Here is a 14,630-nt window from a genome sequence, read left to right on the forward strand (position 1 = left end):
AAGAATAAAGGAATGATTTACATGTTTACTCTTATCAAAGGCGGTGAGGTATATACGCCTCATTATCTTGGTAAAAAGGATATCTTACTAGCTGCTGGGAAGATTGCCAGCATCTCAGAAAATATTAATTGGCCGGCATCTGCTCTAGATATTAATATTATTGATGCAACAGGAAAAATTGTGACACCAGGATTTATTGATGCACATGTTCATATTACTGGTGGCGGAGGAGAAGGCGGTTATAAAACGAGAACTCCTGAGATCTATTTTTCAGATGTTACTAAAGCTGGTGTGACAACCATTGTTGGTGTGATCGGGACAGACGGAACAGCTCGTACGATGACTAATTTAATCGCGAAAGCAAAAGCGCTTAAAGAGGAAGGAATATCGTGCTTCGTTCATACTGGATCTTACCAAGTACCTGTTAAAACGTTAACGGGGAATATCGAAACAGACATTATGATGATTGATGAGATTATTGGTGTAGGTGAAATTGCTATTGCTGATCATCGATCCAGCCAGCCGGTTGCTCACGAACTCGCAAGGCTTGCCTCACAAGCAAGAGTTGGAGGTATGCTTTCAGGAAAAGCGGGTGTAGTGAACATTCACCTTGGCGACAGTAAACGCATGTTGTCTTTAATTGAGGAAGTTGTAGAGACGACTGATCTGCCTATTTCTCAGTTTTATCCGACTCATATTAACCGGAATTCTTATTTATTTGAAGCAGGTATCGAATATGCAAAAAAAGGCGGTATCGTTGATTTTACTACGAGTACGACAAAGCAGTTTTTAGAAGAAGGCGAAGTCAAATGCAGCATTGGGTTAAAGAAGATGCTTGATAGAGGGGTGGCTATCGAACAAATAACCTTCACATCAGACGCGCAGGGAAGTTTGCCTGCATTTAATGAATTTGGAGAATTTACTGGGCTGCGTATCGGTAAAGTGAACTCGCTGTACGGCGAAGTGCGGGACGCAGTAAAAACAGAAGGTGTTGCATTTCAAACAGCATTGCAAACAATTACTTCTAATCCCGCTCGCGTTTTAAAGCTTAAACAAAAAGGAAGGTTGCAAGAAGGGCTTGATGCTGATCTTGTTCTGCTGAATGAAGATCTTAGCATCGATTCAGTTATTGCGTTTGGGCAAGTGGTGGTTCAAAATGGAGAAGCTTTGGTCAAGGGAACTTTTGAAGAGTAAAGGGAGCTAATTATTGGCTTCCTTTTTCACTTTTAACTTATGAAATATATGGTAAAATAGGGAACATACATAATTTTTCTAAAAGGTGGCGATCATGTGGCAAAACAAGAAATTCCGACAGTATTAAGTCCAGAATTGTTTGAACACCTGCAAGGCGAACAGCTTGTCCTCTTAGGAACCGTTGACGTAGAAACGAAAGCTCCATCTGTTAACGCAATATCTTGGGTAAAGAGCTTGTCAAAAGAAAAGATTCGATTTACGGTTACGAACAATTCACGTATCGTAACAAACATTAAAGATAATCCAAATGTGGTCCTTACGGTGGTAGGGCTTGAAACGGTGTATTCTATTAATGGAAAAGCGAATATACTTCAAGATACCATGGAAGGTGTACCATTAAAGCTTGCGAAGATTGAAGTGGAAATTGATCATGTTTTTGAAAGCATGTTCTGGGGTGCAAAGATCGTCCAAGAACCTGTTTATGAAAAGACGTATAATGAAAAGAAAGCGAAAGAGTTAGATTTACAAGTGTATGACGCTTTAATGAAATAAGGTGGCTTTCTACAACTAGAAGAATCATACAAACCGTCAAAACATTATGTTGTGGCGGTTTTTTGTTTATTTATAGATTTGTTCTTAGAATGGAAGTCATGAAAAACAAGGAGGAGATCACATGCCTATCGTATACAGATTGTTTTTCTTATCTGGTCTAGTCTCAATGTTTGTAGGCATCTTGCAGATCACGAGTCTTGTGGAAACAACTGATGGATTGAACGTTTGGGGATATTTTCTTCTGCTGTGGGGGATTGCTGCATTTTTATGTGCGTTAAACCGCTTTAATATTGGGTGGATAAACAAACTGTTGGCTGTTGTGGGAATTTTAATTCATGGGACAGTAGTTATGTATAGTCTTTTGTTTCCGGTTGACGCAGAAACAAAAGGAATACAGGTTATAATTATTTTGTCTCCATTATTCTCATTTATCTCCGTATTCTGCTGTGGATTTATTGTAGGACAAAAAAGTGATAAAACACATTCAAATACGTTAAGCAAATAGTGAACTTTTGTCTCTTTGTGATAAAATTAAATGATTAACTCCTTGTTTTTCCTAAAGTCGGTTTTAAACAAGTTAACTGTGGCAACGATGAGGGTATGAGGAAGAAAAGGGTGAACGATAGATGGACTGGCGAAACTGGGAACGCTATTTTACTGAAAAAAATATATTAGAGCTGCTTGATCAATACAAAGATCTAGGTTTTTTGCCAGGAATATTGCTGCCTATGCTTGAATCATTTCTGCCGATTCTTCCGCTCTTTATCTTTGTAGCGGGAAATGCAGCAGCATACGGATTTTGGTTAGGTTTTCTCTATTCATGGATTGGGGTTTGCGTAGGTTCTATCATCGTATTCTTGCTAGTACGGAGGTATGGACAAAAGCGTTTTTTGAATTTCTTAAACAGGCATACAAACACTACACGAATGCTAGGCTGGGTAGAGAGACATGGTTTTGGTATGCTATTTCTTATTTATTGTTTTCCGTTTACTCCTTCCGCTCTAGTAAATGTTGTAGGCGGATTATCGAGGATAAATGTTAAAACCTTTTTGCTTGCATTAGCTCTCGGTAAATTGGTGATGATCGCGATCGTTTCTTTTATCGGGTATGATTTTATCGATGTGTTGAAAAGTCCTTTAAAACTTGGGATGATTGCTTTTGGCATATTCGTATTGTGGCTAGGTGGAAAAATAGTCGAATCAAGACTTAAAGAATCAGAGCATCGTGCGTAATGATAGCGCCAGATGCTTTTTTACTTTCACGAAGATCTTTTTCCTTGAATATAGTTAAAAAAGAGGAAGGGAGACTTTGTATTGATTAAGATTAAGTCACAAAAGCAGATTGAAAAGATGCAAGAAGCAGGAAGATTGCTCGCATCTTGTCATAAAGAATTAAATAAACTTGTTACACCAGGAACAACAACATTGAAACTTGACCAATTTGTTGAAAATTATTTATTAGATCACGGAGCAAAAGCTGCTCAAAAAGGATATATGGGCTATCCTTATGCAACTTGCGCTTCAGTAAATGATGAAGTATGTCACGGGCTACCAAATAAAAGAGCGTTAAAAGAAGGAGATATCGTAACGATTGATTTTGTCGTGAACTTAAACGGTTGGCTGGCAGATTCTGCTTGGTCATATGGAGTCGGAAACGTTTCTAAGAAATCGCAAGCCTTAATGGAAACGACCAAAAATGCACTATATAAAGGGATATCACAAGCGCAAGTTGGTAGTCGTTTGGGGGATATCGGTTATGCGATACAATCTTATGCTGAGGATAAGGGCTATTCTATTGTTCGAGAGTTTATTGGTCATGGAATCGGCCGTCATATACACGAAGAGCCTCAAGTTCATCATGTTGGAGAGAGAAATACGGGTATTACTTTAAAAGAAGGAATGGTTATTACCATCGAACCCATACTCAATCAAGGTAGACCCCATATTAGTTTGAAGCAGGATGGCTGGACGGCCGTTACCTATGATGGAAGTCTATCAGCACAATATGAACATACCGTTGCTATCACAAAAGATGGACCGATTATTTTAACAGAACAAGCTTAAAATAAACATTGCCGCATATTCTTTAATAAGGAGAGCGGTAATTTTTTTTGTTCTTAAGGTTATTTTTTTAAAGTAACTTGACACATATAAGTTACTCATTGTAATATACTAACATAAAGTAAGTAAAAAAACGAAAGAAAGAAGGGGTTAAGGGATGTTATCATTAGGATTACTTATTATTCGATTAGTGGTGGGTCTAGCGTTAGCGGCACATGGAGCACAAAAGTTGTTTGGATGGTTTGGCGGCTACGGGTTAAAAGGAACCGGAGGCTGGATGGAATCCATTGGCATTAAACCAGGCTATACGATGGCTCTTTTAGCAGGGCTGGCTGAATTTGGCGGAGGACTTTTGTTTGCTGCCGGATTATTCACCGAAATTGGGGCTATATTGATTGCTGGAACGATGCTTGTGGCCGCAGTTAAAGTTCACTTGCAGAATGGGTTTTGGGTTACAGCGAACGGTTATGAATTTAACCTTGTTTTAATTGCCGTAGTGGTAGGTGTCGCTTTAACAGGTGCAGGAGATTATTCTCTGGATCACCTTTGGTTAAAATAGAATTGAATACTGAACTAATATGAAAATGACTAAACCACTTTATGCTAAGTGGTTTTTTCTTTTGCCTAAGTAATGAGGATTAGAAGAAAAGATTCAATACGATACCATAGTCACAGTTTGAAAAATCACTTATAATGGTGAAGTACTTTTATAAGGAGGTGACGTTCCTTGTTTAAAGAGATGTCAGAAAACCAGATATTATTATATGTCATAAAAAACTTAAAAGAGTTGCGAAAAAAGGAGTTTCAGCTTTTAATCGATGAACTTCACCCGTATGATATTGCGAATGTTTATAAAAATTTGCCTGAGAAGCACAGACATAAGTTTGTAACCTTCTTAACAACAAGACAGATTGCATCCTTGATTCAAGAGCTTGAAAGTGATCTTCAGATGGAAATCCTGAATAAACTAGGCATTGAGCGATCATCTCACATCATGAACTTAATGGAGAATGACGATTTGGCCGATCTTCTCGGCAATTTGGATGTTAATGAGATCCAAGATTTTCTGTCTTCCATGAAAGCAGATGAATCGAAGACGGTTCAAAGTCTTATGCAGTATGATTCAGATACCGCTGGTGGAATCATGACTAATCGGTTTGTATGGATTCCGCAAGTTTATACAGTCAGAGATGCGGTTGAAAAGCTAAAGACATTTGCCGGGTTTGCAGAGAATATTTATTACTTATATGTAATTGATGATGATAGAAGGCTTGTTGGTGTTGTCTCTTATCGTGATCTGTTATTAGCAGAAATGGATGAGAAGATTGAAGAGATCATGTACAGCAGGGTTATCTCCGTACCCGCAGAGACAGATCAAGAAGAAGTAGCGCGAACCATTGAGCGCTATGACTTTATTGCAGTCCCTGTAACGGATGAACATGATCATTTGATAGGGATTGTTACAGTCGATGATGTACTTGATGTATTAATTGAAGAAGCGAATGAAGACATCGAGAAGTTATCGGCAACTGGTAAATCCATTGATTTTCAGACAAGTGCACTCGTAGCTTCCTATAGAAGATTGCCTTGGCTTATTTTACTTTTATTTATTGGGATTCTATCTGGAAGTATTATTAGTACGTTCGAAGGAACGATCGAACGCGCGGTTGCACTTACGTACTTTATGCCAATGATTGCAGGTATGACAGGGAATACAGGTACACAGTCTCTTGCAGTTGTAGTTCGTGGACTTGTATCTCATGACATTGATCGGCCGACTATTGTAAAATTAATACTCCGAGAATTTGGTGTTGGGTTCATTATAGGAATTACATGCGGAATTTTAATTTCAATCGTAGCCTTTTTATGGAAAGGTAATCTAGTATTGGGGCTTGTTGTAGGCAGTTCTTTATTCTTTACTTTGATAATTGGTACGCTCGCAGGAACACTTATTCCTTTACTGCTATACAGATTTAAGATTGACCCAGCGGTAGCATCGGGACCTCTTATCACAACATTGAATGATATTTTTTCACTCTTAGTATACTTTGGTACAGCGACCATGTTCTTATCATATTTACTATAAATAAAAGATACCATCTTGCTATCTCTTACATTGAAAACAATATGATGTTGATAAAAAATCAGTCTTTTGACTGGTTTTTTTATTCTAAAAAAATGTTGCATTTTTCCAATTTGCGGATAAAATTAAAACATCTTAAGGAGGAGTGTACAGATGATAGTTAAGATGGATCAAACGTGGCATAAACAAGTTATGGACTATTTAAGTGAAGAACCTGCATTAAACTTATTTATTATTGCTGATATTGAGAATTTTGGTTATGAAACAGATTCTCAGGACATCTGGGCAGATGTTGATGATAACGAATCTATCACAGGTATCCTTCTCCGTTATAAAGGGAACTACCTTCCTTATGCAAAAGGGGAAATTAATGCAAAAGCATTTTCGGAAATTATCAATAAAGATAAAAGTTATGAAATGCTTTCTGGTAAAAAGGAAATTACCGAGCAGTTTATTCCTTATTTAAATTTTGAGCGAACAAAAGAACTGTATTTTGCTGAATTAAAGGATGCCAAAGCATTAAACCAAAACAGCTCTAGACAAAATATAATACAAGCAGATGTTAAAGATGTAGAAAGTCTTATGGAACTAAAATATTTGATCAAAGAATTCTCAATTGGAAAAACAGCAAAAGAAAGCTTGGAGCAAGCATTATCCACCAAAACAGGGCGCACTTATTTTATTAGAGAAGAGGATACCGTTGTTTCTTGTGCATCCTCTACGGCAGAAAATTCAGTGTCAGCGATGATTGTCGGCGTGTGTTCACACCCTGAAAAAAGAAACAAAGGGTATGCTTCACTTTGTATGGAAGCGCTATGCTACGATATTTTAGCTGAAGGGAAAACGCTTTGTCTTTTCTATGATAATCCTAAAGCAGGGTCGATATATAAGCGTTTAGGCTTTAAAGATATTGGATTTTGGAGTATGAACTATTCAGTCCAAACAACAGAAACCCAAAAAAACCAAGAAGTAGTGAAATAACTTTCAAATCTTTTTATCCTCTGACAATTGAATGAAGTGAAGATGGGTAACTCTCGGCTAGGACGTTGAGGGCAGCCCGAAGAATGATGTGTCCAATAGCGAAAAAAAAGACGGCAGAATCAGCTCTAGCGATTCTGCCGTCTTTTTCTTTGGCACTTTTCTAAAAGATTGTTGCTTTAAACTCTTTGTCACCTTTGATAATTGATTGAAGTGGAAGGTGTGTGCCTACCACCTGAGATACTCCATGCAAGGCATGCGACGAGGAAGTTTACTACGAAGCATCACTTGTAGACGCAGGAGCAAGGAACTTCTTAAGGCGGGCAGTTTGAAAAGTGGAAGTGGCTCGTTCAGCCCCGACAAGCAAAAGTTGAATGGGCCATGAAGGCGCACTTTGCCTTCTTGACCGTTAAACTTTTGACCTCGAGGGGCTAGCCACTGCAACTAGACAGCTGAGACACTTAAGAGTGAAACGTACGAATATGGCTCAGCGCCTGCCCCGTGGAAAGCGAGCAGCCTGGAACGGAAATCAACACTTCCAAAAGCAACAAAGTTTACGAAAACAGCCTTTTCTTTTGTTAACTAACCAAGCTTCCGTTCTTCGGCTTGTTCACTTGAGGCATTCTTTTCTTCATTAGAAGTTCTTAGTGGTATTTCTCTTAAGAAGAAGAAGGTTAATATGAATGCAGTGCCAATAACGATTGCGCCGGTTAAGAAAACACCGTTTAATGCATAACTTAAAGACTCACGCAAAATACCAAGTACTTGTTTAATCATATTTAATGATTCAGGAGGTAAAGCATTAAATTTTTCTAAAACAGCTTCTTGGTTCAGCAGCACTTGAGGATTTGCAAGCTCTTTAATCTGCTCGCTCATCTCAGGTGTAACACTGGGAGAAGAGGCGACTAACTTTTGGGACTCTTTGTTAAAGTGATCGGCTAGAGAGTTATTCATAACACTTCCCATGATTGAAACACCAATCGTACCACCAAGCTGTCTGAACAGCTGAACAGAAGAGGTCGCAACACCTAAATATTTATGTTCAATTGCGTTCTGCACAGTTAAGGTGAAGATGGGAAACGCGATTCCAAGTCCTGAACCTACGAGGATCATATTCATGATTGCTGTCGTATTAGTCGTTTGAGTATCCATAAAATGCATGCTTGTCATACCACTGACCATGATGAACAATCCAAGCATAGCCAATTTCTTGTACTTGCCTGTCTTAGTTATAATCTGCCCACTTATCGTGCTTCCTGCAACCATGGCAAGTGTTAATGGCATCATTACAAACCCGGATTTAGTAGCAGATGTTCCCATCACTCCTTGTATAAAGAAAGGCATATACATGATGGACCCAAACATGCCTGCTCCTAAAAAGAATCCGATTATATTAGAAACGGTGAACACTTTATTTTTGAACATATCAAGTGGTAGAACAGGACTTGATACACGCTTTTCTGTTAGCACAAACAAAAAGAAAGCTACGATCGTTACAGTGAAAAGTCCGATGATCTCTGGAGATACCCAATCGTATTCATTTCCTGCCCAGGTGAATGAAAGGAGAAGAGGAACCATTGTTAACGTTAGTAGCAGAGAACCTGTGTAATCAATAGATTCTTTCTCTTTTCTTTGTACAGAAGGAAATAAAAAGTAGATAGCAGCAAAAGCGACGAGGCCAAAGGGAAGAAAGATCCAGAATACCCAGTGCCAATGAAAGTGATCAACGATGTATCCGCCTAATGTAGGACCAAATACGCTAGCTAAACCGAAAACACTGCTCATAATCCCTTGCCATCTGCCGCGTTCGCGAGGTGGAAATAGATCCCCAACTGCTGTGAAAGCCGTTGACATGATCATACCGCCTCCAAAGCCTTGAACACCTCTGTATAAGATGAGCTCAAGGATGCTTCCGGATATGCCGCATAAAAGCGAACCTGCCGTAAACACTCCAATCCCTAAAAGGATAAATGGCTTTCTTCCGTAAATGTCTGATAGTTTTCCAACTAAAATAGCAGTGATACTTGAAGTGAGCATGAAAATCGTGAAAACCCAGCTGTAGTATTCTATTCCTCCAAGATCAGCAATGATTTTTGGTAAGGACGTACCAACAATTGTTTGGTTTAACGCAGCAAAAAGCATAGCAGACATGATGGAAAGCATGATAATAACTTTCCGCCGCATTTCAAGATGTTCCATGCATCATCCTCCTATTCATGTTGTAAATAATTCACAATGTGAATTATTTGCTAAAAAGAAAACTGCTCCATTAATCAAGCAGTTTTGTTGAAGATTCTATCATTCGTTTTATGTCTCCATCTGTTAAAGCAGCAAACTTTTTTTCTAGGTAGTTATTTTTAATGTTATCCATTTTTCGTGCAATTTCTCTACCATCTTCAGTAATTTCCAAATAGACGATCCGACGGTCTGAATCTGATCGTACACGCTGAATATAATTCTTTCCAACAAGCCGATCCGTAACCGCGGTAATATGGCTTGATGAAACTTTTAATTCGTTAGCGATTTCGGAAGCCATCAGAGGACTTTGAATAAATAAAGTCTGAAGAACAGCAAACTCATTGCTTGGGATATAATCTGAGTACACTTCGTTCAAACCTTTTCTTAACGTACGAAAAAGTCTACGTAAACTCATTTCCAATTCGCGCTCTAAATCATTTCTTAATGGGGTTTGTTCTCTATTTTCCATTTTAACACCCTTGCTTTTTGTTTCTTCTACTAGTATATGATAATTTATATTTAATAAGAAAGAAAGCAAAAGGTTTGGGGAGACACGGATTATGAAAAATTCAACATTATTTTTTGTGCTTTTAGGCTTTGGATTTTTGATCGGAGCAGCTTACTGGGTTTGGGCGATCACAACACAATCACAACCAGGTGGAATGTAAAAAAATGAGCCGTAATGGCTCTTTTTTTGTATAAACAAACACTTCTAATTTAAATAAATGGGAGGTGTTGGTATGAAAGTAAAGTATCAGATTACAACTAAACTTATTAAGAAAGAATGGAAGCAGCGTCCAGGAGGTAATCGTATACCACGCTATGCGGTTGCGCACGATACTGGTAACCCTAACTCTTCGGCTCAACAGAACTATGAATATTTCAACAGCAGACAACTAGAGGCTTCTGCACACGTATTCATAGATGATAAACAGATATTGATGATCATTCCATTGCAAGAAAAAGCTTGGCACGTTCGCTCTAACGTATCGGATGCTAATGAATGGGCGATTGGGGTAGAGTTATGCTATGGACCTTCCATAGATTTTAACAAAGCTTATAGCCGTTATGTATGGTTTTTTGCGTATTTATGTGAGATGTACCAATGGGACCCTGCGCGGGACATAAAAGGGCACTTTCAGCTAGACCCAAAAAGAAGGACAGATCCTTTAAACTGTTTTCATCAATATGATAAAACATTTCCATTTTTCATTGAGGATGTTAAGTATGAGCTAAAAAAGTTTGTTGTTAACCAGAACGAGTTTAAAGAACTTGTCACTGCAGAAGAAAAGCTCTATAAGGTGCAGATTGGGGCATTCACATCTAGAGAGAATGCCGAAAACCTTTCTAGAAAAGCTAAATCTGCAGGATTTGCTGTTCATATTGATTACTCCTAGAAACAATCAATGCGAAAACAGCCTCGAGAGTAGTTGATTTTCATTCCAGGTAATAGTAAATAAAACAAAAATACTTGCCTCTTAAGTAAGGCAGGTATTTTTTTCTAGTATAAAAAGAACGTTTGTTCGCATATAATATAAAAAAGGAGGTTGCTTCGTGACTAACTTATTAATGAGATGCATTCAAGAACGGGTTGGAATAGAAATGATCTACCTCTCGCAAAAAGGTGATATCTCGCACCGTTTTGTAATTCCATACTCTTTCGACGGTCATATAATAAAGGGATACTGCTCGGCAAAAAAGCAGATTCGAAGTTTTCACATAAGAAACATATTATCCGTACATTCACGTTTTTTGTCTTCTTGAGATTGGGGGGATTGTCGTGCAATATGGAAGCGAAGAAGAGCGTTCGCTTATTGAAAAATTTGTGATGTATCCGATTTTACTTACAGTTTTTAATCGCGATCTGCAGATTATTTGCGGCTCTCCATTTAAATTGAGACAGCCATACGTTGCATTAGTAGAACAAATTATGAATCAAATCAGCAAAGATCTATTTGATGTACGAATTGAATTGAGAAAAAGAAGAATTAAAGTAATGGATGCACGCCGTGAGGAAGATATTACAGAATATGAAATCTTTATTAGGGGTTATCGTGAAATTATGAGGTTTCCAAACATTCATCTAAAAAACAAAGCAGAAACACTTATGCTTTCTTATCTACAAGTGACCGTAGAATAATGGATAAAGCATGCCAGTTTCATTTTCAATAACATCTGTATACAATGAACGTATTGCAGAAACATAAGATGATGATAATAGGATTAGAATTTGAATTGAGGAACCTTATGGAACACTTTATCCAGCTAGCTAGACAATTGAACAGAGAAATAATGATTGAAAGTCGCAGCCCATTTGATCCGGTATGTCCGGTGAATACACCACACCCTTGGCAGATGCTGGGCTGTGGGAACTATGCAGCGGTGTTTTCACATCCTGAACATCCAGCATATGTAGTTAAGATTTACGGCAGGGATGAGCATGGATTATTAGAGGAAAAAAAGGTTTATGATCGACTAGGAACACACCCTGGATTTTCTGTTTGTTATTATTCCGAACAACGTTTTTTAATCTTAAAACGTATTGAAGGAATGACTCTGTACGACTGTGTGCATAAAGGTGTAAAAATTCCTGAAAATGTGATTTATGACATCGATGAAGCAGTGAGGCATGCAAAAGACAAAGGATTGTTTCCTAACGATGTACATGGAAAAAATGTCATGATATCCAATAATAGAGGAATTATTGTAGACGTATCTGATTTTAGCCGATACGAAACTTGCAGGAAATGGAAAGATTTAAGGAAAGCTTATTTTACATTTTACAAGAAAACGCTGTATTACTTTCCAATAAAGATTCCTTATATTGTTTTGAATGGAGTAAGGATTGGGTATAGGTACTATAGAAAGTTAAAAATATCCAAAAAACAAAGCCTAAAATAATAGGATTAAAGAACTATTAAAATCATTGGCACAAATTACCTTAGTAGGATATAATAACTATAAATCAATAAAAACCTTTGTTATTAAGGGCAAACCAGTTGAAAAGCTGGGACGCAAAGCTATGGGCCTAAAGTATGGTGAACATGCAATGGCAGCCGGTTGCCAAAGGGAAACGGACTCGTGTTTAGACACAAGCGTTTCTATGAAGCTTTATTCTCGTATTTTGTAGTTTCTCTGCAGGAATAATGTGTTCATAGAGGTTAAAAGTATCTAAAACATAAATTGAAGCCATTCCCTTTATTAGGTGATGGCTTTTTGTATGTAATTTTTGAGGGATTTGAGGGGTTGTAGAATGGAAAACTTCCAACTAGACTTACGCGCACTCAAAAAAAACTTGTTACCAGAATTTATGAAGTCTATTCCAGCCATGATACATACACACAAAGAACATCTAAGAAAAAATGAAGACTTTCATACGTTTCTAAACGGTTTTGTTGAGCAATACGAGAAGATACTAGAGAAATTTTTACGCGGGATTGTGCATGCAGTGTTTTTAGAAGAAGAACGATTCAAATCCTTTTTAAAACAAGGAGAGCAGAAAGCGTTTCGATCAGGTATTCATTTTTTAAGGCATCAACGAATTCCTCATCAAGCACTTGCGTGTTTTACAACGAGTATTAGTGAATCCGTTTTATTTGAAGTGAAAAAAGCAACGTCCAACGAGCCGTTAGTTATACAACTATTTATGTTAGATCGCTGGAACCGGATTTCTCACCATGCTGTTACAGGATTTCTAAGCGGTTTCTCTTCTCAACAGTTTAAAGATCTTAAGGAGATTAGCATTCGTGATCCATTAACAAATCTGTATAATCGTCGCTACTTTTATGATTGTTTAGAAAAGGAGCTAGAAAAGGCAAATAGACTTAAGCTTCCTCTTACACTTGTCATGTTTGATATCAATAACTTTAAATTAATCAATGACGAGCTAGGGCATCACGCGGGTGACGAGATACTTCAGCAGATCGCAGAACTTTCAAAGCGACTAAAATTGTTCTCTGGATTTAGATTCGGTGGAGATGAATTTGTTTTTCTTTTACCAGGAATTACTGAAGATGAAGCATACATCTTAACTGAAAAACTAGAGAGTCAGCTTATCGTTTGGAATGAATCCATCTCATTGGCATATGGTGCAATAGAATTACTTGCAGATGCATGTGAAAACATAGACTATTACCTGCAGCTTGCTGATGAGCGTATGTACACGAACAAAAGAGCTAGAAGTGAGAATAAATCACTGATTTGATCATGTAAAATAATGGGCCTTTCTGCTATGTTTTTCGCAGATCGTATAACGTAAAGGAAGTTGAACGCATGAAAGATTCATTTACGATTACGGAACACCGTTCTGAAACCATATCATCTTTGTTACGGTGGTTCTTTTTAATTCTTTGTATACCTGTTTTTTATTATCAACCTATATCAAGCGTCTTGAATTATGAAACGGATACTTTTCCGATCCTTTTTATAATCGGCATTATATATATGACATCCACACAAATTGTCTTACACCGATTGCCAGAGACGTCACTGTACTACCGGGTTTTTACAAGAGGTGGAATTGTTTTTGATTGTCTTGCTTATGCATGGTTGATGCAGCTTACTGGTGGAGCTGATAGTGCGTTTGTTGCTGTTGGTTACCTAATCGTTATCCATGCTGCTCTGTATTGGAGGTTAAAGGGCGCTTTTATAGTAGGAACAGTGAGTTTTACCATTCTCTGTTACTTTTTTATAAGAGATAGTGGGTACTTGAACACGCTCTCTTCCTTTGAATTTTTAATGAAGAGCATCTTCTTATGGTTGATCGCTTTTTACGGCGGTGTGATTGCCTCAAAAGAAAGACAATATTATTTCGAGAAGAATATGTATCAGCTTCAATCTGAACAAGACTATTTAACAGGTTTGCTGAATCATCGAAAATTTCAAGAGGACGTATTGGAAAAAACAAAACAGAATAAACCTTTTACACTTGTATTATGTGATATTGATCGGTTTAAAATGTTTAACGATCAGCACGGCCATTTAATTGGTGATGAGGTGCTCAAGCTTGTAGGTGCAACGTTTAAACGCTTCATTACTTTAAAAGAAGGAGAAGCTTATCGTTACGGTGGAGAAGAGTTCGCCTGGATTCTCCATACTACATGCAGAACAGAAGTGAAAAATACGATTGAAACGATCAATAAGCATTTAGAAACCTTTCCGTATATATCAGGTGATAATGAGTTATCTGTTACACTTAGTTATGGCATTGCGAGTTATGTAGAAGGTGAGAAGCCTTCGCAAATGATTCATAGAGCTGATGTGCTGCTATACGAGGCAAAGGCGGCAGGAAGAAATACGTTCAAATTGGATACGGTCACAATGGAGGAAAATCAGCTATCAATATAGCGGTTTTCCTTTTTTATGTTTTTCGTTCCTTGGTGCACTCTCGTGCACTCTCGTCTACCCGAAATGATGGTATCTGCCTTTTACAAATATTATTCGTTTACGTAACTATCCTATAACTACCAGGAGGATGTGCTTCTTTTTAAAGGTCGTAGCCTTTGATGTCATAGTAGATTATGAGA

At 37.8% G+C, this 14,630-nt stretch carries 15 protein-coding genes and 1 riboswitch; of the genes, 13 read left to right on the top strand and 2 right to left on the bottom strand.

All coding sequences use genetic code 11. The features are described from left to right. Positions 1-21: 21 nt before the first annotated feature. The 8 genes from iadA to IHV10_RS04205 all read left to right on the top strand — a co-directional run bounded on the left by iadA (position 22) and on the right by IHV10_RS04205 (position 6,870). Entirely contained in the window at positions 22-1,194 is a 1,173-nt protein-coding gene (iadA, locus tag IHV10_RS04170) for a beta-aspartyl-peptidase (protein WP_197127453.1), read from the top strand. Positions 1,195-1,290: 96 nt separating this feature from the next. After that, on the top strand, positions 1,291-1,746 hold the full coding sequence (locus tag IHV10_RS04175) for a pyridoxamine 5'-phosphate oxidase family protein (RefSeq protein WP_197127454.1): 456 nt from the start codon (positions 1,291-1,293) through the stop codon (positions 1,744-1,746). A 121-nt stretch (positions 1,747-1,867) separates the two neighbouring features. Further along, entirely contained in the window at positions 1,868-2,251 is a 384-nt protein-coding gene (locus IHV10_RS04180) for a hypothetical protein (protein WP_197127455.1), read from the top strand. Positions 2,252-2,372: 121 nt separating this feature from the next. After that, entirely contained in the window at positions 2,373-2,978 is a 606-nt protein-coding gene (locus IHV10_RS04185; protein WP_197127456.1) for a TVP38/TMEM64 family protein, read from the top strand. Between the two features lie 81 nt (positions 2,979-3,059). Then, positions 3,060-3,809, top strand: a complete 750-nt coding sequence (map, locus tag IHV10_RS04190) for a type I methionyl aminopeptidase (RefSeq protein WP_197127457.1) — start codon at positions 3,060-3,062, stop codon at positions 3,807-3,809. 154 nt (positions 3,810-3,963) lie between these two features. Then, entirely contained in the window at positions 3,964-4,365 is a 402-nt protein-coding gene (locus tag IHV10_RS04195; protein WP_197127458.1) for a DoxX family protein, read from the top strand. Positions 4,366-4,533: 168 nt separating this feature from the next. Next, the gene (gene mgtE, locus IHV10_RS04200; RefSeq protein ID WP_231619413.1) at positions 4,534-5,892 is read left to right on the top strand and encodes a magnesium transporter; all 1,359 of its coding nucleotides are present in this window, start codon (positions 4,534-4,536) and stop codon (positions 5,890-5,892) included. 189 nt (positions 5,893-6,081) lie between these two features. Then, positions 6,082-6,870: a GNAT family N-acetyltransferase gene (locus IHV10_RS04205; protein WP_197127459.1), complete on the top strand. Its 789-nt coding sequence runs from the start codon at positions 6,082-6,084 to the stop codon at positions 6,868-6,870. Between the two features lie 579 nt (positions 6,871-7,449). Here the strand turns inward: IHV10_RS04205 and IHV10_RS04210 are convergent. Then, a complete protein-coding gene (locus tag IHV10_RS04210) occupies positions 7,450-9,066 on the bottom strand; it encodes an MDR family MFS transporter (protein WP_197127460.1) in 1,617 nt (538 codons plus the stop codon). A gap of 70 nt (positions 9,067-9,136) precedes the next feature. Next, positions 9,137-9,574 carry a MarR family winged helix-turn-helix transcriptional regulator gene (locus IHV10_RS04215; protein WP_231618122.1) on the bottom strand — a complete coding sequence of 146 codons (438 nt, stop codon included), beginning with the start codon at positions 9,572-9,574 and terminating at the stop codon, positions 9,137-9,139. A 271-nt stretch (positions 9,575-9,845) separates the two neighbouring features. Between IHV10_RS04215 and IHV10_RS04220 the strand changes: the two genes are divergently transcribed. The 5 genes from IHV10_RS04220 (at position 9,846) to IHV10_RS04240 (ending at position 14,451) form a co-directional block, all read left to right on the top strand. Then, on the top strand, positions 9,846-10,502 hold the full coding sequence (locus tag IHV10_RS04220; RefSeq protein WP_197127461.1) for an N-acetylmuramoyl-L-alanine amidase: 657 nt from the start codon (positions 9,846-9,848) through the stop codon (positions 10,500-10,502). A 383-nt stretch (positions 10,503-10,885) separates the two neighbouring features. After that, a complete protein-coding gene (locus tag IHV10_RS04225; RefSeq protein ID WP_197127462.1) occupies positions 10,886-11,245 on the top strand; it encodes a hypothetical protein in 360 nt (119 codons plus the stop codon). Between the two features lie 107 nt (positions 11,246-11,352). After that, positions 11,353-12,006 carry a serine/threonine protein kinase gene (locus IHV10_RS04230; RefSeq protein ID WP_197127463.1) on the top strand — a complete coding sequence of 218 codons (654 nt, stop codon included), beginning with the start codon at positions 11,353-11,355 and terminating at the stop codon, positions 12,004-12,006. 78 nt (positions 12,007-12,084) lie between these two features. Then, positions 12,085-12,173, top strand: a riboswitch (cyclic di-GMP riboswitch). Between the two features lie 185 nt (positions 12,174-12,358). Further along, a complete protein-coding gene (locus IHV10_RS04235; RefSeq protein WP_197127464.1) occupies positions 12,359-13,309 on the top strand; it encodes a GGDEF domain-containing protein in 951 nt (316 codons plus the stop codon). A 68-nt stretch (positions 13,310-13,377) separates the two neighbouring features. After that, entirely contained in the window at positions 13,378-14,451 is a 1,074-nt protein-coding gene (locus IHV10_RS04240; RefSeq protein WP_197127465.1) for a GGDEF domain-containing protein, read from the top strand. Positions 14,452-14,630: the final 179 nt, after the last annotated feature.

Origin of the sequence: Fictibacillus sp. 5RED26, assembly GCF_015903895.1 — a bacterium.
GTDB lineage: Bacteria > Bacillota > Bacilli > Bacillales > Fictibacillaceae > Fictibacillus > Fictibacillus phosphorivorans.